Origin of the sequence: Klebsiella sp. JN_Kp127, from assembly GCF_040062505.1 — a bacterium.
In the GTDB taxonomy this organism is placed as follows: Bacteria; Pseudomonadota; Gammaproteobacteria; order Enterobacterales; family Enterobacteriaceae; genus Klebsiella; species Klebsiella quasipneumoniae.
In genome coordinates this window covers 166,404-188,038 of the sequence record NZ_JBEAHS010000052.1, presented here as the reverse complement: position 1 = coordinate 188,038, position 21,635 = coordinate 166,404, and the positions used below count along the sequence as shown (strand labels likewise).

At 61.1% G+C, this 21,635-nt stretch carries 16 protein-coding genes and 1 riboswitch; of the genes, 6 read left to right on the top strand and 10 right to left on the bottom strand.

The window, feature by feature from the left end:
• The first annotated feature begins 168 nt into the window (after nt 1–168).
• Nucleotides 169–1,533 (top strand): 2-hydroxycarboxylate transporter family protein, encoded by a 1,365-nt coding sequence (locus ABLV04_RS21610; protein WP_023291956.1) that lies wholly within the window; start codon nt 169–171, stop codon nt 1,531–1,533.
• Nucleotides 1,534–1,712: 179 nt separating this feature from the next.
• Entirely contained in the window at nt 1,713–2,252 is a 540-nt protein-coding gene (gene citX / locus ABLV04_RS21605; protein WP_004204286.1) for a citrate lyase holo-[acyl-carrier protein] synthase, read from the top strand.
• 42 nt (nt 2,253–2,294) lie between these two features.
• On the opposite strand, the gene rluA is transcribed toward citX, so the two are convergent.
• From rluA to araB, 6 genes are all read right to left on the bottom strand, one after another.
• Nucleotides 2,295–2,954 (bottom strand): bifunctional tRNA pseudouridine(32) synthase/23S rRNA pseudouridine(746) synthase RluA, encoded by a 660-nt coding sequence (gene rluA, locus ABLV04_RS21600; protein WP_023291957.1) that lies wholly within the window; start codon nt 2,952–2,954, stop codon nt 2,295–2,297.
• 11 nt (nt 2,955–2,965) lie between these two features.
• Nucleotides 2,966–5,872 carry an RNA polymerase-associated protein RapA gene (gene rapA / locus ABLV04_RS21595; RefSeq protein ID WP_180266012.1) on the bottom strand — a complete coding sequence of 969 codons (2,907 nt, stop codon included), beginning with the start codon at nt 5,870–5,872 and terminating at the stop codon, nt 2,966–2,968.
• 187 nt (nt 5,873–6,059) lie between these two features.
• Complete coding sequence (polB, locus tag ABLV04_RS21590; RefSeq protein ID WP_048296673.1) at nt 6,060–8,417, bottom strand: DNA polymerase II; 2,358 nt, start codon at nt 8,415–8,417, stop codon at nt 6,060–6,062.
• Between the two features lie 176 nt (nt 8,418–8,593).
• Nucleotides 8,594–9,289: an L-ribulose-5-phosphate 4-epimerase gene (araD, locus tag ABLV04_RS21585; RefSeq protein WP_017901201.1), complete on the bottom strand. Its 696-nt coding sequence runs from the start codon at nt 9,287–9,289 to the stop codon at nt 8,594–8,596.
• 137 nt (nt 9,290–9,426) lie between these two features.
• The gene (araA, locus tag ABLV04_RS21580) at nt 9,427–10,929 is read right to left on the bottom strand and encodes an L-arabinose isomerase (protein ID WP_023291959.1); all 1,503 of its coding nucleotides are present in this window, start codon (nt 10,927–10,929) and stop codon (nt 9,427–9,429) included.
• 10 nt (nt 10,930–10,939) lie between these two features.
• On the bottom strand, nt 10,940–12,649 hold the full coding sequence (gene araB / locus ABLV04_RS21575; protein WP_023291960.1) for a ribulokinase: 1,710 nt from the start codon (nt 12,647–12,649) through the stop codon (nt 10,940–10,942).
• Between the two features lie 336 nt (nt 12,650–12,985).
• On the opposite strand from araB, the gene araC reads away from it, so the two are divergent.
• Nucleotides 12,986–13,831 (top strand): arabinose operon transcriptional regulator AraC, encoded by an 846-nt coding sequence (gene araC, locus ABLV04_RS21570; RefSeq protein WP_004204301.1) that lies wholly within the window; start codon nt 12,986–12,988, stop codon nt 13,829–13,831.
• 128 nt (nt 13,832–13,959) lie between these two features.
• On the top strand, nt 13,960–14,727 hold the full coding sequence (locus tag ABLV04_RS21565; RefSeq protein WP_180266011.1) for a DedA family protein: 768 nt from the start codon (nt 13,960–13,962) through the stop codon (nt 14,725–14,727).
• Here the strand turns inward: ABLV04_RS21565 and thiQ are convergent.
• From thiQ to sgrR, 4 genes are all read right to left on the bottom strand, one after another.
• Nucleotides 14,714–15,415 carry a thiamine ABC transporter ATP-binding protein ThiQ gene (gene thiQ, locus ABLV04_RS21560; protein WP_023291962.1) on the bottom strand — a complete coding sequence of 234 codons (702 nt, stop codon included), beginning with the start codon at nt 15,413–15,415 and terminating at the stop codon, nt 14,714–14,716. The two genes, ABLV04_RS21565 and thiQ, sit on opposite strands and share 14 nt — an antisense overlap.
• Complete coding sequence (thiP, locus tag ABLV04_RS21555) at nt 15,399–17,009, bottom strand: thiamine/thiamine pyrophosphate ABC transporter permease ThiP (protein WP_032453832.1); 1,611 nt, start codon at nt 17,007–17,009, stop codon at nt 15,399–15,401. Before thiP ends, thiQ begins: the two co-directional genes overlap by 17 nt.
• Nucleotides 16,985–17,968 (bottom strand): thiamine ABC transporter substrate binding subunit, encoded by a 984-nt coding sequence (gene thiB / locus ABLV04_RS21550; protein WP_023291964.1) that lies wholly within the window; start codon nt 17,966–17,968, stop codon nt 16,985–16,987. The genes thiP and thiB overlap by 25 nt, the downstream gene beginning before the upstream one ends.
• Before the next feature lie 32 nt (nt 17,969–18,000).
• Nucleotides 18,001–18,220: riboswitch (TPP riboswitch) on the bottom strand.
• Between the two features lie 37 nt (nt 18,221–18,257).
• Nucleotides 18,258–19,913 (bottom strand): HTH-type transcriptional regulator SgrR, encoded by a 1,656-nt coding sequence (gene sgrR, locus ABLV04_RS21545; protein ID WP_023291965.1) that lies wholly within the window; start codon nt 19,911–19,913, stop codon nt 18,258–18,260.
• 87 nt (nt 19,914–20,000) lie between these two features.
• On the opposite strand from sgrR, the gene sgrT reads away from it, so the two are divergent.
• Both sgrT and ABLV04_RS21535 read left to right on the top strand, forming a co-directional pair.
• Nucleotides 20,001–20,153 (top strand): glucose uptake inhibitor SgrT, encoded by a 153-nt coding sequence (sgrT, locus tag ABLV04_RS21540; RefSeq protein WP_004204309.1) that lies wholly within the window; start codon nt 20,001–20,003, stop codon nt 20,151–20,153.
• 277 nt (nt 20,154–20,430) lie between these two features.
• Nucleotides 20,431–21,615 carry a sugar efflux transporter gene (locus ABLV04_RS21535; RefSeq protein WP_023291966.1) on the top strand — a complete coding sequence of 395 codons (1,185 nt, stop codon included), beginning with the start codon at nt 20,431–20,433 and terminating at the stop codon, nt 21,613–21,615.
• The last annotated feature ends 20 nt before the right edge of the window (nt 21,616–21,635 follow it).

Below are 21,635 nucleotides of genomic sequence, written 5' to 3'. Positions count from 1 at the left end.
AACCACAATAATAAATCAGAGATATATCACCCCTGCGCGGATCAGCGAATAGAAACCATAAAAACCATAATGACCATTAAAACTTCTTTTTTAATTCGGGGAGCTTCACATTAACGACGCCGCTGTCCCTTTACGCTGAAAATGAATAATAACGACAGGGCTGAATTTATGAGCACCACAGACAACGCATTCTCTGCAACCCTAGAACCGATCAATACGCCGAAAACCACGCTCAGGCAGCGCTGGTGGCACATCATGGATAACTGGAAGGTAGGGATCGTCCCGCTGCCGCTGTTTCTGCTGGCCGGGGGGCTGATCGCTCTCGACTGCCTTGGCGGTAAACTGCCGAGCGATATCGTGGTGATGGTGGCTACGCTGGCTTTCTTTGGCTTCGCCTGCGGCGAGTTTGGCAAACGTCTGCCAGTGCTGGGAAAACTCGGCGCGGCGGCGATCTGCGCCACTTTTATTCCTTCCGCGCTGGTCCATTACGGCCTGCTGCCGGACGTGGTCGTTGAATCCACCACCAAATTCTATAAATCCACCAACATCCTCTATCTCTATATCTGCTGCATTATCGTCGGCAGCATCATGAGTATGAACCGCACCACCCTGATTCAGGGCTTCCTGAAGATCTTCTTCCCAATGCTGTGCGGCGAGGTGGTCGGCATGCTGGTGGGCATCGGCGTCGGCACGCTCTTGGGCATGGAGCCGTTCCAGGTGTTCTTCTTTATCGTGCTGCCGATCATGGCCGGCGGCGTAGGAGAAGGGGCGATCCCGCTATCGATGGGTTACGCCGCGCTAATGCATATGGAGCAGGGAGTGGCCCTGGGCCGGGTGTTGCCGATGGTGATGCTCGGCAGCCTGACGGCGATCGTCATCTCCGGCTGCCTCAACCAGCTCGGCAAGCGCTTCCCGCATCTGACCGGCGAAGGGCAGCTGATGCCGAACCGCAGCCATGAAACCCGCAGCCTCGGCGAGAGCGAAGGCGTGAGCGGCAAAACCGACGTCGGGACGCTGGCCTCCGGCGCGCTGCTGGCGGTGCTGCTGTATATGATGGGGATGCTCGGCCACAAACTGATTGGTTTGCCGGCGCCGGTGGGCATGCTGTTTCTCGCGGTGCTGTTAAAGCTGGCTAATGTGGTTTCTCCGCGCCTGCAGGAGGGATCGCAGATGGTGTATAAATTCTTCCGCACCGCGGTCACCTACCCGATCCTCTTTGCCGTCGGCGTGGCGATCACCCCGTGGCAGGAGCTGGTGAACGCCTTCACCTTCACCAACCTGCTGGTGATCGTCAGCACCGTCTCCGCGCTGGTGGCGACCGGTTTCCTGGTCGGTAAAAAGATAGGGATGCACCCGATCGATGTGGCGATTGTCTCCTGTTGCCAGAGCGGGCAGGGCGGCACCGGCGATGTGGCGATCCTGACCGCCGGCAACCGCATGAGCCTGATGCCGTTCGCGCAGATCGCTACCCGGATTGGCGGGGCGATAAATGTCTCTCTGGGGTTGCTGTTCCTCAGCCACTATCTGGCGTGATATAACGCTACGCTCAGCGATAAACCTGCTATTTTCCGCTACAGAACGCCGAAAATATCTGCGTTCTGTATCCTAAATGCTCCGCATTTAGCGTTACAATCAGCGCGCGATCGGCTATCGCAACCATCATCATGACAGTCCAGGCGCTGTCGCATTTATCATATGTAGGAGAGGAATTAATGTCAGTGGATACTCCCGCCCAGGCGGGCGTCAGCATCGACGCATTGCTGGCGGCGAAAGAGCAGCGTGCAGCCCGCCAGGCCGACTGGTTGGCCCATTATCAGCAGCCTGTTATTTCCCTGACCCTGGTGACCCCCGGGGCGGTGAAGGACAGCATTCGCTATCGCAACATGATGGGCGTAGCCCTCCAGGCCTGCGATCAACTGCTGTGGAAGCACCGCTGGCAAACGCTGGATCGTCAGGTGCTGTGGCTGCCGACCGGGCCTGAAGCGCTGTGGTGCGTGGCGCACCCGGCCAGCGAAATCAAAGCGATGTGCAGTACGCTGGAGCAGAGCCATCCGCTGGGACGCTTGTGGGATATCGATGTGATCTGTCCGCAGAGCGGGCAGGTGGGACGCCAGTCGCTGGGCGAGTCGCAGCGCCGCTGCCTGCTGTGCGATGAGCCGGCGCACGCCTGCGCGCGCAGTCGTCGTCACGACACCGATCTCGTCGTTGCCCGCGTTGAGCAGATGATTGACGCGTGGTTTGCCCGCGATTAACGGGTCAGTATTCCCCGGCGGCAAAGCGCTGCCGGGGAGGTCCTAAAAGTCGATCGGCGCGCGGAAGGTCATCGCGTTGCCGTAGGCGGGGTGGGTAATGGTGAGCGTCTCAGCGTGCAGCAGCAGGCGCGGGGCCATCGCCAGCGCCTCAGGCGTGGCGTAAAAGCGGTCGCCAAGGATCGGATGCCCCAGCGCCAGCATATGCACGCGCAGCTGGTGCGACCGTCCGGTAATCGGCTTCAGGCGCACGCGGGCGGTGTTATCTTCCGCGTACTCCAGCACCTCATACTCGGTCTGCGCCGCTTTGCCGGTTTCATAACACACCTTCTGCTTTGGCCGGTTCGGCCAGTCGCAAATCAGCGGTAAATCCACCAGGCCCTCCGCCGGCTGCGGATGGCCCCAGACGCGGGCGATGTACTGCTTCTTCGGCTCGCGCTCGCGGAACTGACGCTTCAGTTCGCGTTCCGCCGCCTTATTCAGCGCCACCACAATCACGCCGCTGGTGGCCATATCAAGGCGATGCACCGATTCGGCCTGCGGGAAGTCGCGCTGAATGCGCGTCATCACGCTGTCTTTATGTTCATCAAGACGACCCGGCACGGACAACAAGCCGCTCGGCTTGTTGACCACCATGATGTGCTCATCCTGATACAGGATCACCAGCCAGGGATCCTGCGGCGGATTGTAGTTTTCCATCGCCATTTTGCGTTCCGTTACTGGTGAGTGACGACGATCAGACGCAGCGCGTCCAGACGCCATCCGGCCTGTCCCAGCGCCTCCAGCACCTGCTGGCGGTTACTTTCAATCGCCGCCAGTTCGTCGTCACGGATGTTCGGGTTGACCGCCTTCAGCGCTTCCAGACGGGAGAGCTCCGCCGTCAGCTTATCGTCGGCTTCGCTACGCGCCGCGTCGATCAGCTCCCGCGCCGCCTTGGCGATTTGCGCTTCGCCCTGCTGCAGAATGGCGTGAACGTCCTGTTGAACCGCGTTGACCAGCTTGCTGCCGGTGTGGCGATTGACCGCGCTCAGCTGGCGGTTGAAGCTTTCAAACTCCACCTGGCCGGCGAGGTTGTTGCCGTTTTTATCCAGCAGCATGCGAACCGGGGTCGCCGGCAGGAAGCGGTTGAGCTGCAGCTGCTTCGGCGCCTGCGCTTCGACCACGTAGATCAGCTCCAGCAGCAGAGTGCCGACCGGCAGCGCCTTGTTCTTCAGCAGGGAAATGGTGCTGCTGCCGGTATCGCCGGAGAGGATCAGGTCGAGGCCGTTGCGGATCAGCGGGTGCTCCCAGGTGATGAACTGCGCGTCTTCACGGGACAGCGCCACGTCACGCTCGAAGGTGATGGTGCAGCCGTCCTCCGGCAGACCCGGGAAGTCCGGGACCAGCATATGGTCGGAAGGGGTGAGGACGATCAGGTTTTCGCCGCGGTCGTCCTGGTTGATGCCGACGATATCGAACAGGTTCATCGAGAAGGCGATCAGGCTGGTGTCGTCATCCTGCTCTTCGATGCTCTCCGCCAGGGCCTGAGCTTTCTCGCCGCCGTTGGAGTGGATCTCCAGCAGACGGTCGCGGCCCTGCTCCAGCTGCGCTTTCAGGGCGTCATGCTGCTGGCGGCAGGACTTGATCAGATCGTCAAAGCCGTCGGTGGATTCCGGCGCCGCAAGGTAGTTGATCAGCTCGTCATGGACGCTGTCGTAGACGGTCCGTCCGGTCGGGCAGGTATGTTCGAAGGCGTCGAGACCTTCGTGGTACCAGCGCACCAGCACCGACTGCGCGGTCTTTTCCAGGTACGGGACGTGGATCTGGATATCGTGCGCCTGGCCGATACGGTCGAGACGGCCGATACGCTGCTCCAGCAGATCCGGGTTAAACGGCAGATCGAACATCACCAGATTGCTGGCGAACTGGAAGTTACGTCCTTCGGAACCGATCTCAGAGCACAGCAGCACCTGGGCGCCGGTATCTTCTTCGGCAAACCACGCCGCGGCGCGGTCGCGTTCGATAATCGACATTCCTTCATGGAACACGGCGGCGCGGATACCTTCGCGCTCGCGCAGCACCTGCTCCAGCTGCAGCGCGGTGGCGGCCTTGGCGCAGATCACCAGCACCTTCTGCGAACGGTGGCTGGTCAGGTAGCCCATCAGCCACTCGACGCGCGGGTCGAAGTTCCACCAGGTGCCGGTATCGCCTTCAAATTCCTGATAGATCTGCTCCGGATAGAGCATGTCGCGCGCGCGCTCTTCCGCGGTTTTGCGGGCGCCCATGATGCCGGACACTTTGATGGCCGTCTGGTACTGGGTCGGCAGCGGCAGGCGAATGGTGTGCAGCTCGCGTTTCGGGAAACCTTTGACGCCGTTACGGGTGTTACGGAACAGCACGCGGCTGGTGCCGTGGCGGTCCATCAGCATCGAGACCAGCTCCTGGCGCGCGGCCTGGGCGTCTTCGCGATCGCTGTTGGCGGCCTGCAGCAGCGGCTCGATATCCTGCTCGCCGATCAGATCGCCGAGGGTATTGAGTTCGTTATCGCTCAGCTTGTTGCCCGCCAGCAGCAGGGCGACGGCGTCGGCCACCGGACGGTAGTTCTGCTGTTCTTCGACAAACTGCGCGAAATCGTGGAAGCGGTTCGGATCCAGCAGGCGCAGGCGCGCAAAGTGGCTCTCCATCCCCAGCTGTTCCGGCGTCGCGGTCAGCAGCAGAATGCCCGGCACGCGCTCGGCCAGCTGTTCAATGGCTTGATATTCGCGGCTCGGCGCCTCTTCGCTCCACACCAGGTGGTGCGCTTCATCGACCACCATCAGGTCCCACTCGGCGTCGCACAGATGCTCCAGACGCTGCTTGCTGCGGCGCACGAAGTCTAAAGAGCAGATCACCAGCTGTTCGGTTTCAAACGGGTTATAGGCGTCATGCTGCGCTTCGGCGTAGCGCTCGTCGTCAAACAGCGAGAAGCGCAGGTTGAAGCGGCGCAGCATCTCCACCAGCCACTGGTGCTGAAGGGTTTCCGGGACCACAATCAGTACGCGCTCGGCGGCGCCGGAGAGCAGCTGCTGGTGCAGGATCATCCCGGCTTCGATGGTTTTACCTAAGCCCACTTCATCGGCCAGCAGGACGCGCGGAGCGTGACGACGACCCACGTCGTGGGCGATGTTCAGCTGATGCGGGATCAGGCTGGTGCGCTGGCCGCGCAGTCCGCTCCACGGCATGCGGTACTGCTCGCTCTGGAACTTGCGCGCGCGGTAGCGCAGGGCAAAGCGGTCCATGCGGTCGATTTGGCCGGCGAACAGGCGGTCCTGCGGCTTGCTGAACACCAGTTTGCTGTCGAGCAGCACTTCACGCAGGGTGACGTTCGCTTCCTGGGTATCGAGGCGGGTGCCGGTGTAGGACAGCAGCCCGTTCTCTTCATGCACTTTGTCAACGTGGAGCTGCCAGCCTTCGTGGCTGGTAATGGTGTCGCCCGGGTTAAACATCACGCGAGTGATCGGGGAATCGTTGCGTGAGTACAGACGGTTTTCGCCGATGGCGGGGAAGAGGAGAGTGACCATGCGCGCATCCAGCGCTACCACCGTCCCTAATCCTAGTTCGCTCTCTGTGTCGCTAATCCAGCGTTGACCAAGTGTAAAAGGCATATATGTTCGGCTCTTTAGTTCTTTAATTGCAGGCAATAGTTGATCATCCCCATGTACAACCGGAGATGCGTCAAAATTGGGGCCAGGAATGGAAAGGGCGCTATATTACTGGATGGCAGAACGTTCGTCACGTCCTCCTCACGGTTCATTTTCAGGCTTCTGCGCCCGCGGAATGGGTGTGAAAAAATCAAAATAGCCCCAGCTGTCCTGTCACTATTGTAGCAAAGTCGTCGTTGACGAAGGGCAGGATCCCTTCCGCCACCGGCTGCAGCTGCTTTGACAAATAGTGGTCGTAATCGAGCGGCGATTGTTGATAATCCACCGGTTCCGGGCCGCCGGTGGTCCAGACGTATTTGATGGTGCCGCGCTGCTGATACTGCTGCGCCCGACCCCGCTTCAGGTTGTGCTCATCGGCAAGCCTCGCGGCGCGCACGTGAGGCGGCACGTTGCGCTGATACTCCGCCAGCGGCCGGCGCAGGCGTTTGCGATAAACCAGCTGCTCATCGAGCTCGCCGTTCATCAGCCTGGCGATAGTCTCCCGCACATAATCCTGATACGGCTGGTTGCGGAAGATGCGCAGGTACAGCTCCTGCTGAAACTGCTGGGCCAGCGGCGTCCAGTCGGTGCGCACCGTTTCCAGCCCTTTGAAAACCATGCGCTGGCCGTCGCCCTCCTGAATCATGCCGGCGTAACGCTTCTTGCTGCCGGTATCGGCGCCGCGGATCGTCGGCATCAGAAAGCGGCAGAAGTGGGTTTCGTATTCCAGCTCCAGGGCGCTGGTAAGCTGGCTTTTGCCAAGCTCTTGCGCCCACCAGGCGTTGACATCGTTCACCAGCGTCCGGCCAATCTCCGCCGCCTGCGCTTCGCTGTGCGGGCGCTTAAGCCAGACGAAAGTGGAGTCGGTATCGCCGTAGATAACGTCATAGCCTTTGGCTTCAATTAACGCTTTGGTCTGACGCATGATCGCGTGGCCGCGCATGGTGATCGACGAGGCGAGACGCGGGTCGAAGAAGCGGCAGGCGCTGGTGCCCAGTACGCCGTAAAAGGCGTTCATGATGATCTTCAGCGCCTGGGAGAGCGGCTTATTGTGCTGGCGCTTGGCTTCATCGCGGCCATGCCAGATCTGGCTGACAATCCCCGGCAGGCAGTGCTTGTCTCGCGAGAAGCGGGCGCCGAGGAAGCCCTCAATGCTGTGCTGGTCATCGGGCTGCGCCAGACCCTCCACCAGGCCGACCGGATCGATTAAAAAGGTGCGAATGATCGACGGATACAGGCTCTTGTAGTCCAGGACCAGCACCGAGTCATACAGGCCGGGGCGGGAGTCCATCACATAGCCGCCGGGGCTCGCCTGCGGCGGCACGTCGCCGAGGTTCGGCGCCACGTAGCCCAGGCGGTGCATGCGCGGAAAATAGAGGTGGCTGAAGGCGGCGACCGAGCCGCCGTGGCGATCGGCGGGCAGGCCGTTGACCGTCGCTCGTTCGAGCAGAAACGGCATGATCTCCGTTTTGTGGAAGATCCGCGTCACCAGCTCGCAGTCCTGTAGGTTATAGATGGCCAGCGCCGGTTTATCGTCATGGAAGCGGCGATCGATCTCGTCCATCCGATCCCACGGGTTGTCGATGGCTTTGCCTTCGCCCAACAGCTCGCGCGCCACCGCCTCCAGCGAAAAGGAGGAGAAATTCCAGAACGCCGATTTCAGCGCCTCGATACCGTCGATAATCAGCCGGCCGTTGGCCTGGGCGAAGAAGACGCCGTTCTTAAAGCCGTGCTCGCGCCACTCCAGCTCGCTGTTGCCGCGGCCGAGCCGCAGCGGGATACGATAGCGTTCGGCATGTTTTTGCAGGACGCGCAGATCGAACTGCACCACGTTCCAGCCGATCAGCACGTCGGGGTCGTGATCGGCAAACCAGGCGTTGAGCTTTTCCAGCAGCAGGGGGCGACTGGCGACGTAGACCAGATCGAAATCGACGTCTGGCGGCGTTTCCGGTTCGGGGCCCAGCATGTAGACCACCCGCTGACCGCAGCCTTCCAGGCCGATGCAGTACAGCTCGCCGTGACGGCTGGTTTCGATATCCAGCGACACCCATTTCAGCGGCGGGCGATAGTCAGGATGGGGTTTCATGCGCGCGTTGACCAGATGCGGGCCACGCGTTTCGCCTTCCACCCACACCGGGGCGGTAATAAAGCGCTCCATCAGGTAGCGCTCCGGCGGACGGATATCGCCCTCATAGAGGGTGACGCCGCTATCGCGGAGCATCTTCTCCAGACGCATCAATTGACGATGGGCGCGGCAGTAGAGGCCGACCACCGGCTGGCGGTGGAAATCTTTCAGGGCCAGCGGGGCGAAGCGGAAGCCTTTCTCACCCTGCAGCAGTCGCTCAGCCTGCGCCCGCTGCGCGGCGGGGATAAAGGCGACGGACTCCTGCGGCGGCAGCGTGACCTGCAGCGGGCCGTCGTCGGTGGCCAGCCAGAAGGACAGCTCGGTGCCTTGCGGAGTGTCCCGCCAGTGACGGGTGAGTAAAAAACCTGCTCGTGGCTGGGTCACGGGTGCTCTCAACGATAAAAAACCAGGCCTGATTATAGCCTGGTTTCTCAGTGGGTGCTGGGGTTTTATACAGGTACTCGGCGCTAAGGTGGCGCCGGATTTCGGCTTGCGCGCTTATCCGGGCTACCCGACGCGGCAGAGCCGTAGCCCTGCCAGGCGCAGCGCGAGCAGGGTGATTATTGGCCGTAGTAGGCTTTAGCCCCGTGCTTACGCAGATAGTGCTTATCCAGCAGGGTCTGCTGCATATCCGGCAGCTGCGGCGCCAGCTGGCGGCAGAAGATGCCCATATACGCGATCTCTTCCAGCACGATGGCGTTATGCACCGCGTCTTCGGCATTTTTACCCCATGCGAACGGGCCGTGGGAATGAACCAGCACGCCAGGCATCTGCGCCGGGTCGATCTCGCGCTGGCGGAAGGTTTCAACAATCACCTTGCCGGTTTCCCATTCGTATTCGCCATTGATCTCCGCATCGGTCATCAGCCGGGTGCAGGGCACCGGACCATAGAAATAGTCGGCGTGGGTGGTGCCGGTCGCCGGAATAGCTTGCCCGGCCTGCGCCCAGATGGTGGCGTGGCGCGAATGGGTATGCACAATGCCGCCCAGCGTCGGGAAAGCCTGATACAGCAGGCGATGGGTCGGGGTATCCGACGAGGGCTTCTTCTTACCCTCCACCACTTCGCCGCTCTCCAGACTGACCACCACCATATCGTCGGCGGTCATTACGCGATAATCCACGCCGGAGGGTTTGATAACCAGAACGCCCTGGTCGCGGTCGACGGCGCTGACGTTGCCCCAGGTTAAGGTCACCAGATTATGCTGCGGCAGCGCTAAGTTGGCTTCCAGAACCTGGCGTTTAAGATCTTCTAACATAGTGTGCTCCGAATAGCAGGCGAGTCGGGTATCCCTCACCCCGGCCCTCTCCCGGCGGGAGAGGGAGGAAGGCGGCATCGCGCCCGGCCGGTACCCTCTCCCCGGCGGGGAAAGGGGTAGGGTGAGGGGACGACCTTTTAGCGTTTTGAACCGTAATAGACTTCATTCCAGCGCAGCGCGTCTTTGAAGGCCGGCAGACGGGTATCGTTGTCGATGACGGTCAGCTCGATATCATTCAGCTCGGCGAACTGGCGCATATCGTCGAGGTTCAGCGCATGGCTGAAGACGGTATGGTGCGCGCCGCCGGCGATGATCCAGGCTTCCGAAGCGGTACGCAGATCCGGCTGCGCTTTCCACAGGGCGTTGGCCACCGGCAGCTTCGGCAGATCGTGCGGCGTCGGGACGGTTTCAATGGTGTTGACCAGCAGACGGAAGCGGTCTCCCAGGTCGATCAGGCTGGCGACAATCGCCGGGCCGGTCTGGGTATTGAAGATCAGGCGCGCCGGATCCGCTTTGCCGCCGATGCCCAGCGGCTGGACGTCGAGGATCGGTTTCTCGGCGGTGGCGATCGTCGGGCACACTTCCAGCATGTGCGAGCCGAGCACCAGATCGTTGCCATTGTCGAAGTGGTAGGTGTAATCCTCCATAAAGGAGGTGCCGCCCTGCAGACCAGTTGACATCACCTTCATGATGCGAAGCAGAGCGGCGGTTTTCCAGTCGCCCTCGCCGGCAAAGCCGTAGCCCTGCTGCATCAGGCGCTGTACGGCGAGACCCGGGAGCTGTTTCAGGCCGTGGAGATCTTCAAAGGTGGTGGTAAAGGCGTGGAAACCGCCCTGTTCGAGGAAGCGTTTCATCCCCAGCTCAATGCGCGCGGCGTCCAGCACGTTCTGGCGCTTGTCGCCGTGAACCTGCGCCGCCGGGGTCAGACGGTAGCTGCTCTCGTATTCATCGACCAGCGCGCTGATATCGCCGTCGCTGACGCTGTTGACCACCTGCACCAGATCGCCGACCGCCCAGGTGTTCACTGAGAAGCCAAACTTGATCTGCGCCGCGACTTTATCGCCGTCGGTCACCGCCACTTCACGCATGTTATCGCCGAAACGGCACACTTTCAGATGACGGGTATCCTGTCTGGAGACCGCCTGGCGCATCCAGCCGCCGATGCGCTGGTGGGCCTCTTTATCCTGCCAGTGGCCGGTCACCACGCTGTGCTGCTGGCGCATACGGGCGCCGATGAAGCCGAACTCGCGGCCGCCGTGCGCGGTCTGGTTCAGGTTCATAAAGTCCATATCGATGCTGTCCCACGGCAGCGCGGCATTGTACTGCGTATGGAACTGCAGCAGCGGCTTGTTGAGGATGGTCAGGCCGTTGATCCACATTTTTGCCGGCGAGAAGGTATGCAGCCAGACCACTAACCCGGCGCATTTGTCATCGTAGTTGGCGTCGCGGCAGATATGGGTGATCTCGTCCGGGGTAGTGCCCAGCGGCTTGAGGACCAGTTTACACGGCAGTTTGGCTTCCGCATTCAGGCTGTTCACCACATGTTCGGCATGCTTCGTCACCTGGCGCAGGGCTTCCGGGCCGTAGAGATGTTGGCTGCCAATAACGAACCATACTTCATAGTTATCAAAAATCGTCATTTTCGTATCCTTAATGGGTGAGCGCTGCCTGAGATTGCGGGGCTTTTTCCGCCTTTGCAGCCGAAGGGAGATAGTGTTGTTCGGCGCTGACCGACCACTGCTGGTAGCGCTGATAGAGTTGTTCGAAACGCTGTGCCTGCGCCGGGCGCGGCTGCAGGGTGGTTTCCACCTGGCTTGCCATCCGCTGCTGGGCGGCTGGAATATCCTCATAGACGCCGGCGGCGACGGCGGCGAAGATAGCCGCCCCCAGCGCGCAGCACTGATCGGAGGCGACAATCTGCAGCGGACGATTCAGCACGTCGCAGCAGGCCTGCATGATGACCTGGTTTTTCCGCGCGATACCGCCGAGCGCCATGACGTTGTTAACCGGGATCCCCTGCTCGGTGAAGCACTCCATAATGGCGCGGGCGCCGAAGGCGGTGGCGGCGATCAGTCCGCCGAATAGCGCCGGCGCGTCGGTGGCCAGGTTAAGGTCGGTGATCACCCCTTTCAGGCGCTGGTTGGCATTCGGCGTGCGGCGGCCGTTGAACCAGTCAAGCACTACCGGCAGATGATCGAGCGATGGGTTACTGGCCCAGGCTTCGGTGAGCGCCGGCAGTAACTGTTTTTGGCTGGCTTTGATTTGTTCGCGCAATTCCGGATGCTGCTGGGCCAGCTGTTCCAGCGGCCAGCCGAGGATGCGCCCAAACCAGGCGTAAATATCGCCGAAGGCGGACTGGCCCGCCTCCATACCGATAAAGTGCGGGACCACGCTACCGTCGACCTGGCCGCAGATGCCTTTGACCGTGCGGTCGCCGACGCTCTCTTTATCGGCAATCAGAATGTCGCAGGTGGAAGTGCCGATGACTTTCACCAGCGCGTTAGGCTGCGCGCCGGCGCCAACGGCGCCCATATGGCAGTCGAAGGCGCCGCCGGAGATGGCCACGGTCTGCGACAGACCCAGGCGCTGGGCCCACTCTGCGCTTAGCGTGCCGACCGGCACATCGGCCGTCCAGGTATCGGTGAACAGCGGCCAGGCCAGATGCTGGTTAATGATGGGATCAAGCTCATCAAAGAAGCTGGCCGGCGGCAGACCCCCCCAGCTCTCATGCCACAGCGATTTATGCCCGGCGCTGCAGCGGCCGCGGCGCAGATCCTGCGGACGCGTAGTGCCGGAGAGCAGGGCGGGCACCCAGTCGCAAAGCTCCACCCACGAGGCGGCTGCCTGGGCGACGGCGCTATCTTCCCGGGTGACGTGGAGGATTTTGGCCCAGAACCATTCGCTGGAGTAGATCCCGCCGATATAGCGCGAGTAATCCTCTTTGCCCGGCTGGTGGCACAGGCGGGTGATCGCCTCGGCTTCCTCGACCGCGGTATGATCCTTCCACAGGACAAACATGGCGTTAGGGTTGTCAGCGAATTCTTCGCGCAGCGCCAGCACGTTGCCTTCGGCATCAACGGGAGCCGGGGTTGAGCCGGTGCTGTCGACGCCAATGCCCACGACGTCGGCGCGCTGTTCGGCGCTCAGGGAGGCAAGTACGCTTTTCAGCGCCGCTTCCATGGACTCGATGTAATCTCGCGGGTGGTGGCGGAACCGGTTGTTCGCGCCATCGCAATACTGTCCTTCCCGCCAGCGCGGATACCACTCCACGCTTGCCGCCAGTTCTGCGCCGGACGCGCATTCCACCGCCAGGGCGCGGACTGAGTCACTACCAAAGTCGAGGCCAATCGCAATTGCCATCTTGTTACTCCATGCAGAAATCATTCATGCAGCAACAGTAGATATCCCCGGCAAAATCCGTCAGGCCGGATTCGCTAATCTTATGGATTATTTTGCTGTCACCTCGCAAAGTGTGACGCCGTGCAAATATTCGATGTGGACTTTCCTGCCGTATTTATAGACACTTTTGTTACCCGGCATATCCCGGTGGAATGCACGCCGCTGGCGCTTTTTTCGCTTGCTGTGCGGCTTTTTAGCGAAATTTCCACCGCCGTCGCAGTCGTGACAGGGCCGAGAGCGATAAAATGATGAATATGGACAATTGGTGTCACTAATACCTTCGGGAGAACCACGCGTATGGCCGAAACGCAAAACGATCCGCTGCTGCCGGGCTACTCTTTTAACGCTCATCTGGTCACCGGCCTGACGCCGATTGAGGCGCAGGGATACCTGGATTTCTTTATCGACCGCCCGCTGGGTATGAAAGGCTATATCCTCAACCTGACGATCCGCGGCGAGGGGGTAATCAACAACCACGGCGAGCAGTTTGTCTGCCGGCCGGGCGATATGCTGCTGTTCCCGCCGGGGGAGATCCATCACTACGGCCGCCATCCCGACGCCAGCGAGTGGTATCACCAGTGGGTCTACTTCCGCCCGCGCGCCTACTGGCACGAGTGGCTCAACTGGCCGACGATCTTCGCCCAGACCGGCTTTTTCCGTCCGGACGAGCAGTGGCAGGCGCGCTTTGGCGAACTGTTCGGCCAGATCGTCGATGCCGGGCAAGGGGCGGGGCGCTATTCCGAACTGCTGGCGATTAATCTGCTGGAACAGCTCCTGCTGCGGCGGATGGAGGCGATCAACGAATCGCTGCATCCGCCGCTGGATAACCGGGTGCGCGACGCCTGCCAGTACATCAGCGACCATCTGGCGGACAGCCATTTTGATATCGCCAGCGTCGCCCAGCACGTCTGCCTGTCGCCCTCGCGCCTGTCGCACCTGTTTCGCCAGCAGCTGGGGATCAGCGTCCTCGGCTGGCGGGAGGACCAGCGTATCAGCCAGGCCAAACTGTTGCTGAGCACCACGCGGATGCCGATCGCCACCGTCGGGCGCAACGTCGGCTTTGAAGATCAGCTCTATTTTTCCCGCGTGTTCAAAAAATGCACCGGCGCCAGCCCGAGCGAATTCCGCGCGGGATGTGAATAAAAAGTAAAGAAAGTGAAATGATGACCCGCTTAAATGTCACAGCCAGTAAACTATTAAGACAATTGGTGGCTTGACGACGGCGCGATGGCTTCGGAGAATCCGGGCTTCGTTTTTTAACCGGGTACATTATGCAAGCATTGCTCGAACACTTTATTACCCAATCCGCGGTCTACTCGCTGTTAGCCGTGATGCTGGTGGCCTTTCTCGAGTCGCTGGCGCTGGTGGGGCTTATCTTACCCGGAACGGTGATGATGGCCGGCCTTGGGGCGCTGATTGGCGGCGGTGAGGTTAACTTCTGGCAGGCGTGGCTGGCGGGGATCGTGGGCTGTCTGCTGGGCGACTGGATCTCATTCTGGCTCGGATGGCGCTTTAAAAAGCCGCTGCACCGCTGGTCGTTCATGAAGAAAAACCGCGCCCTGCTGGAGAAAACCGAGCATGCGCTGCACCAGCACAGCATGATCACCATCCTGATTGGCCGCTTTGTTGGGCCGACGCGTCCGCTGGTGCCGATGGTCGCCGGGATGCTCGACCTGCCGGTGGCCAAATTCGTGCTACCAAATGTTATCGGCTGCCTGCTCTGGCCGCCGCTCTATTTCCTGCCTGGCATTCTCGCCGGGGCGGCGATTGATATTCCGGCCGATGAAAACAGCGCCAGCTTTAAATGGCTGCTGCTGGGGGCGGCGCTGCTCGCCTGGCTGGCGGGGTGGCTGTGCTGGCGGCTGTGGCGGAGCGCGAAAACGTCTGGTGATCGGCTGACCCGCTGGCTGCCGCGCGGGCGTCTGCTGTGGCTGGCGCCGCTTATGGTCGCGCTGGCGGCAACGGCGTTAACGTTTGTCTTCCGCCATCCGCTGATGCCGGTCTATCTGGCGATCCTGCACAAGGTTATTGCGCGCTGATCCCCATCAGATGCGAGGCGCTGCTGTGGCCGCTTAACAGCTCGGCGGTAGCGCCATCCCAGACAATGCGCCCTTCGGCGACCACAATCGAGCGCGGCGCAATGCGTGCGGCATCTTCCACGCTGTGCGAGACCATCAGCAGGGTGAGCTGCTGCTGCTCGCAGACATCAGCCACCAGCGCCAGCATCTCCTGGCGCAGCGCCGGGTCGAGCGCTGAGAAGGGTTCATCCAGCAGCAGCACTGGCTGCTGGCGCACCAGACAGCGGGCCAGCGCCGCGCGCTGCCGTTGACCGCCGGAGAGCTCTCCCGGCAGGCGTTCAAGCAAGTCATCAATTCCCATCTGGGCGGCAATCGCCGTGACTTTCTGCTGCTGTTCGCGGCTCAGTTTCAGGCCAGGGTGGATCCCGAGACTGATATTCTGCCGAATGGTCAGATGGTTAAACAGGTTATTCTCCTGGAACAGCATCGAAACCGGACGCTGCGCCGGCGGCGTCGCGTGATGCGTCTCGCCGTTAATCTGCAGGCTGCCGCTGGCGGGCGGCAGAAAACCGGCGATCAGATTCAGCAGGGTGCTCTTTCCGGCGCCGCTGGGGCCGAGCACCGCGATGCGCTCGCCGCGCGCGACGTCGAGAGTAAAGCGCATCGGCAGATGCTGGTACAGCCAGGTCACATCATTGAGTTTTAGCATCACGCCCCGGAAGTTTTTCAATCAGCGTAAATAATAAGAAACAGAGCAGCAGCAGAAGCAGGGCGGTGACGGCGCCGTCCTGGCTGCGGTAGGCGCCTATCTGCTGGTACAGATAGAAAGGCAGGGTGCGGAACGCCTCGTTGCCGAACAGCGCCACCACGCCGAAGTCGCCAATCGACAGCACGCAGGCGAAGGCTAACGCCTGGGCCAGCGGGCGCCGGAGCGCGCGAAGTTCGATGACCCGCAGCCGCGCCAGGCCTTCGATCCCCAGCGACTGGCAGAGCATGCTGTAGCGGACGGCAATGTCGCGCATCGGGTTTTCCAGCACTTTAAGCGCGTAGGGGATCGCCATCAGGGCATTGGTAAAGATGACGATGCCGTCGGCGGACTCCGGCAGACCGATGCTGTTATTGAGCAGCAGGAAGAAGCCGGTAGCCAGCACGATGCCCGGCATGGCAAGGATCAGCATGCCGCTCAGCTCCATCGCCTGCCCGGCCAGCGGCCGCTGACGGGCGCGCAGCTCGCGACTGCTCCATAGCAGCATCATCGTCAGGGTCACGCTCAACAGCCCGGCGGCAATGGCGATGCGCAGGGAAGTCGTCAATGCCTGCCAGAGGGCGGGCTGCGCCAGCACGTCCAGCATGTTGCGGTTGATCCCGTCGACGATGACCGCCAGCAACGGCGGCAGCAGAAGCAGCAGGGCGGCGCCGATCAGCAACCCATCGCTCAGCCGGCTATGCAGGCGATCGTCAGGGTCGCGCCAGCCGCGGACATGGCTGACGCCGATAGCCACCGCTTTACTGAGACGCTGGCTGAGCAGCACCAGCCCGAGGCAGCAGAGCATCTGGATCAACGCCAGCATCGCCGCTCGCGCCGGATCGTAGTCAAAGCTCAGCGCCTGGTAGATAGCCAGCTCAATGGTGGTGGCCTTCGGGCCGCCGCCCAGCGACAGCACGGTGGCGAAGCTGGCAAAGCAGAGCATAAAAATCAGCGCGGCGACGGCGGGAATATGCCGGCGCATCCATGGCCATTCGACGAGGCGGAAGAAGGCATAGCCGCGCATGCCAAGCTGGGCGGCAATTTGCCGCTGCTCGCCGGGAATGTTCTCCAGCGCCTGCAGCAGCAGGCGGGTGGCCATCGGCATATTGAAAAAGACGTGCGCCAGCAGGATGCCCTGCAGGCCGTAAGGCGAGAAATCCCACTGCCAGCCGAAAGCGTGAAACAGCGAGGCCAGCCAGCCCTGGCGGCCATAGACGCTGAGGATGCCGAACACCGCCACCAGCACCGGCAGGATCAGGGTCATCGCGCACAGGCGCAGCAGCAGGGTGCGGCCGGGAAAGCGACGCCGATAAAGCGCGCGGGCGAGAAAGACGGCCGGGCCCACCGAAAGCAGCGCTGAGAGCGACGCCTGCCAGAAGGAGAAGCGCACCACGTGCCAGAGGTAGCTATCGCTGAAGATCGTCTGCCAGCCCGTACCGGGCGCGCTGAACCACAGCGCCAGAAACGCCGCCAGCGCGACGGCGCAGAGCAGCGTGGCGGCGAACAGGCCCGGCAGCAGCCCGCTAAGGTTTAGCGGCTGACGGCGCGTTGCCATGCGCTAATCCAGGTCTGACGCTCGCTGGCGACCTGCTGCGGGGTAAACGTCAGCGTGGTCTGCGGCTTCACCAGGGTTGCAAAACCGGCCGGCAGCGCGACCTGGGTCACCGGATACATCCAGTTGCCGGTGGGGATGGCGTTCTGGAAGCCAGGAGATACCATAAATTTGAGGAATTTTTCCGCCAGTTCCGGCTGCTTGCTGGCGGCGGTGCGGGCGGCAACTTCGACCTGCAGATAGTGGCCTTCGGCGAAGTTCGCCGCCGCATAGTGGTCTTTTTTCTCTTCAATAATGTGGTAGGCCGGCGAGGTGGTGTAGCTCAACACCAGGTCGCTTTCGCCTTTCAGGAACAGACCGTAGGCTTCGCTCCAGCCCTTGGTGACGGTAACGGTCTTCGCCGCCAGCTTCTGCCAGGCCTCGGGCGCTTTATCGCCATAGACTTTTTGCATCCATAGCAGCAGCCCCAGCCCCGGGGTGCTGGTGCGCGGATCTTCATAGATGACGCGCCACTTCTGCGGGCTCTCGACCAACTCTTTCAGGCTTTTCGGCGGATTGGCCAGTTTGTTTTTGTCATAGACGAAGGCGAAATAGCCGTAATCGTAGGGGACAAAGGTGTCGTTATCCCAGCCGCCCGGCACGCTGACCGCGCTGGCGGGAACGTGGCTTTTAGCGAACAGCTGACTCTGCGCCGCGGCTTCCAGCAGGTTGTTATCCAGGCCCAGCACGACGTCAGCCTTGCTGTTCTTGCCTTCCATGCGCAGACGATTCAGCAGCGAAACGCCATCTTCCAGCGCGACGAACTTCAGCTCGCAGCCGCAGTCCGCTTCAAACGCTTTTTTGACCGCCGGGCCGGGGCCCCAGTCGGCAGAGAAGGAGTCATAGGTATAGACGGTGAGGACAGGCTTAGCCAGAGCGGGCATGGCGACCAGCGCCAGCAGCGGGAGTAATTTTTTCAACACTTTGCACCTCAGAAAAAAGGGGTGGCAAAGGATTTTGAGTGAGCCTCAAATCCCTTCGCCGGCGTTATCCGGATCAGGTTCGACGGGTATTTTCTCAGCCCATACGCTTCATCCTTCAAGCCGCATCTGCGTTAGCTTCGCGCGTTCACCCCAGTCACATAGTTATCTATGCTCCAGGGGATTCACCCGCTTGCTGCCTTGATGCAACTTGAATGATATTGCGTATGTTTATTAGCACCCCGTTGAGAACGGCCTTAGTGTAATGATTTTGTCAGATGACGGAAAGCGCTTACGGCTCCGGCGGCGCAAACCATGCGGATTTAAAATCGAACCAGCCGAGGGTGTTCATCCGCACGCCGCGCATACTGCGCTGGCCCTGAATCATCAGCCAGTGATGGATCAGCGGCACGATATGCTGGCTGGCCAGCAGACGCTGACTCCAGGTAGCCGGATTAAACTCTCCCGCGCGCCAGCGGCTGGCGTCTTCCTGCCAGTCGATGGGGATGCAGCGCTGAATCAGCGGGACTTCGTACAGATAGGCGAATAGCGAGAATTCGATCGGCAAGGTGAAGTTAACGCTGTTGAGCCAGATATCGCTGACCACCTCGCCGCGATGCCAGGCATCGTACTCCAGCTCCTGGATCTCCAGCTTCACCTGATGCGCCGCCAGCAGGTCGCGCATGATCCCGCCGATCACCCGATGTTCGACGTGATCGCGGTAGTAGGTGAGAGTGACCGTCTCCAGGCCCGCCGGCTTGTCGCAGGCGTGGTTGCTGGCGTGATGCCAGCGCGGCAGCAGGCCGTAGGCGGGAAACCAGTTGCCCTGGTAAAGCTCGCCCGCGTGGTAGAGCAGGTTCGCGGGCTGAAACAGATAGCTTAACCAGCGGCGCACCGCCTCGTTGGCGCCCAGCGGGCTTCGCGAGTCGAACAGCAGGTAGTAGCACCCCTCTTCCAGACGACTCTCCACCGCCTTTTCGCTTTCGGTATTGCCCTGCAGCGTCAGGCCGCCGTTGGGCTCTTCGCTAATTTCCGGTAGCACCCAGACGTTCACCTCATCGATCAGCGCCCGGTAGCCAAAATAGTCCTCAAAGGCGTGGATCTTGAGCTGGTTCTGATTGTTGCGCACCACGGCATACGGGCCGGTGCCGACCGGCATCGAAGAAAAGTGGTTCATGGTCCGCCACTCCTGCGGCAGCACCATCGCCGGTACCTGGCCCAGCAGCCAGGGCAGCCAGCGGTCGGGCTGGCGCAGATGAATATCCAGGGTCCAGGCGGTGGGCGACGCAATGCGTTCGATATGCGAATAGAGCGGCAGGGCATTGCTGCGCTGCAGAGAAGCGATCACATCGGTCATCTCCAGCTCACGGCCATGGTGAAAATGGATGCCTGGCCGGAGGAAAAAGCGCCAGTGGGTGGGCGTCAACTGCTGCCAGTGGTGGGCAATATCGGCTTCCAGTTCCCCATTTTCCTCATTTACCCGCGTCAGAGCGCTGAATATTTGCCGGGCGATATGGGTTTCCGAACGCCGCAGCGCGCTGCCGGGCAGTAAATTCTTCATCGGCCGGTAGTAGAGCACGCGCAGGATGTGCCGCCCCTGGCGGAAGCTGCGCCCGAGATGTGAGACCAGCATCTGACGGACGGCTGCTTTATCGCCGACCAGCTGCACCAGCTGATCGATGCGATCCTGCTCAAGCAGATCTTCGGCACGCTGCTGCTGCAGGGCGAGGCCGGTATAGAGAAAGGTCAGCCGCGAGCGTTTTCCGCGGCCAGCCTCCGCCTCCCAGGTCAGCCAGCCGCGGGACTCCATCATATTGAGCAAGGTGCGCATGTGGCGGCGCGAGCAGCTCAGCATTTCCGCCAGCTCGTTGAGGGTGGTCTCCTGCGACTTGCCGTCGCAGCACTGCCATAGACGGATGAACTGTTGTTGCAGACGGCCGGAAGACATAAAAGAGGAACTCCTGCGCAAAACTCAGCAATTTATTACTCCCCATATTAAGCCAATAATGAATCCCGATGAAGCGAGGAGGTGAATATGATGAGGTCTACCGCAAAATCGTTCTACCAGCGCTACTTTTCTGCGACGCAGGAAGCGTCCTGGCTGGCCCGCCTGATGGCAGGACGACAGCAGGAAATTCTGGGAGAACTGATGCAGTGGGGAGTGACGTCAAAGACCTCTGATCATTGACTTGCAGACATCATGTGTGACTGAGTATTGGTGTTATACTCGTCGTTTTTCAAGCTGCAGGTGCGCGCGCTCGCCCGGGTTTATCGCTGTCGATGCTCCCAGAGCCCTATGTTCTGGCCGCGTGAATCGCCCCTACGGGACTCACCCTTTCGGCGCCAGCGCAAAAACGGTTAACCGTTTGTCCTGCAACGTGAATTCCACAGAGTATAGAATCACCCGCCAGCAGAAAGCCTCTGCTGGCTTTTTTCGTTTACTTCGCGTGTGTTAAGGACATTTCATGCTGTGGTTGATGACGATGGGACGACGGCTAAACGGCGTCTATGCCGCCTTTATGCTGGTTGCTTTTATGATGGGCGTGGCGGGCGCATTGCAGGCGCCGACGTTGAGTTTGTTTCTCAGCCGCGAAGTGGGGGCGCAGCCGTTCTGGGTGGGCCTGTTCTACACCGTGAATGCGATAGCCGGGATCCTGGTGAGTCTGGCGCTGGCCAAGCGCTCCGATAGCCGCGGCGACCGGCGGCGGTTAATTATGTTCTGCTGCCTGATGGCGGTAGGCAATGCGCTGCTGTTTGCCTTCAACCGCCACTATCTGACGCTGATCACCTGCGGGGTGATGCTGGCATCCATCGCTAACGCCGCCATGCCGCAGCTCTTTGCCCTGGCGCGGGAGTATGCCGACAGCTCGGCGCGGGAAGTGGTGATGTTCAGCTCGGTCATGCGTGCCCAGCTGTCCCTGGCGTGGGTGATTGGCCCGCCGCTGGCCTTTATGCTGGCGCTCAACTATGGCTTTACCACCATGTTCTCCATTGCGGCGGGCATCTTTGTGATCAGCCTGGCGCTGATTGCCGTCAAACTGCCCTCGGTTCCGCGCGTGGAGCAGCCCTCGGAAGAGGCGGAGGCGCTGGCGCAGGCCGGCGGATGGCAGGACAAGAACGTACGCATGCTGTTTATCGCCTCCACCCTGATGTGGACCTGCAACACCATGTATATCATTGATATGCCGCTGTGGATCAGCAGCGATCTCGGGCTTCCCGACAGCCTGGCCGGGATCCTGATGGGCACTGCCGCCGGGCTGGAGATTCCGGCGATGATCCTCGCCGGCTACTACGTGAAGCGCTTTGGTAAACGTAAAATGATGGTGGCGGCGGTGGCGGCCGGTGTGCTGTTTTATCTGGGGCTGATCCTGTTTCATGGCCGTACGGCGCTGCTGGCCCTGCAGCTGTTCAACGCCATCTTTATCGGCATTATCGCCGGGATCGGCATGCTGTGGTTCCAGGATTTAATGCCGGGGCGCGCGGGGGCGGCGACCACCCTGTTTACCAACAGTATTTCCACTGGCGTGATCCTGGCCGGCGTGATGCAGGGGGCGCTGTCGCAAAGCTATGGCCACGCCAGCGTCTACTGGACGATCGCCGCGATTTCGCTGGTGACGCTGTTTTTAACCAGCAAGGTAAAGGATATCTGACCGTCCTCTTCGCCCCGGCG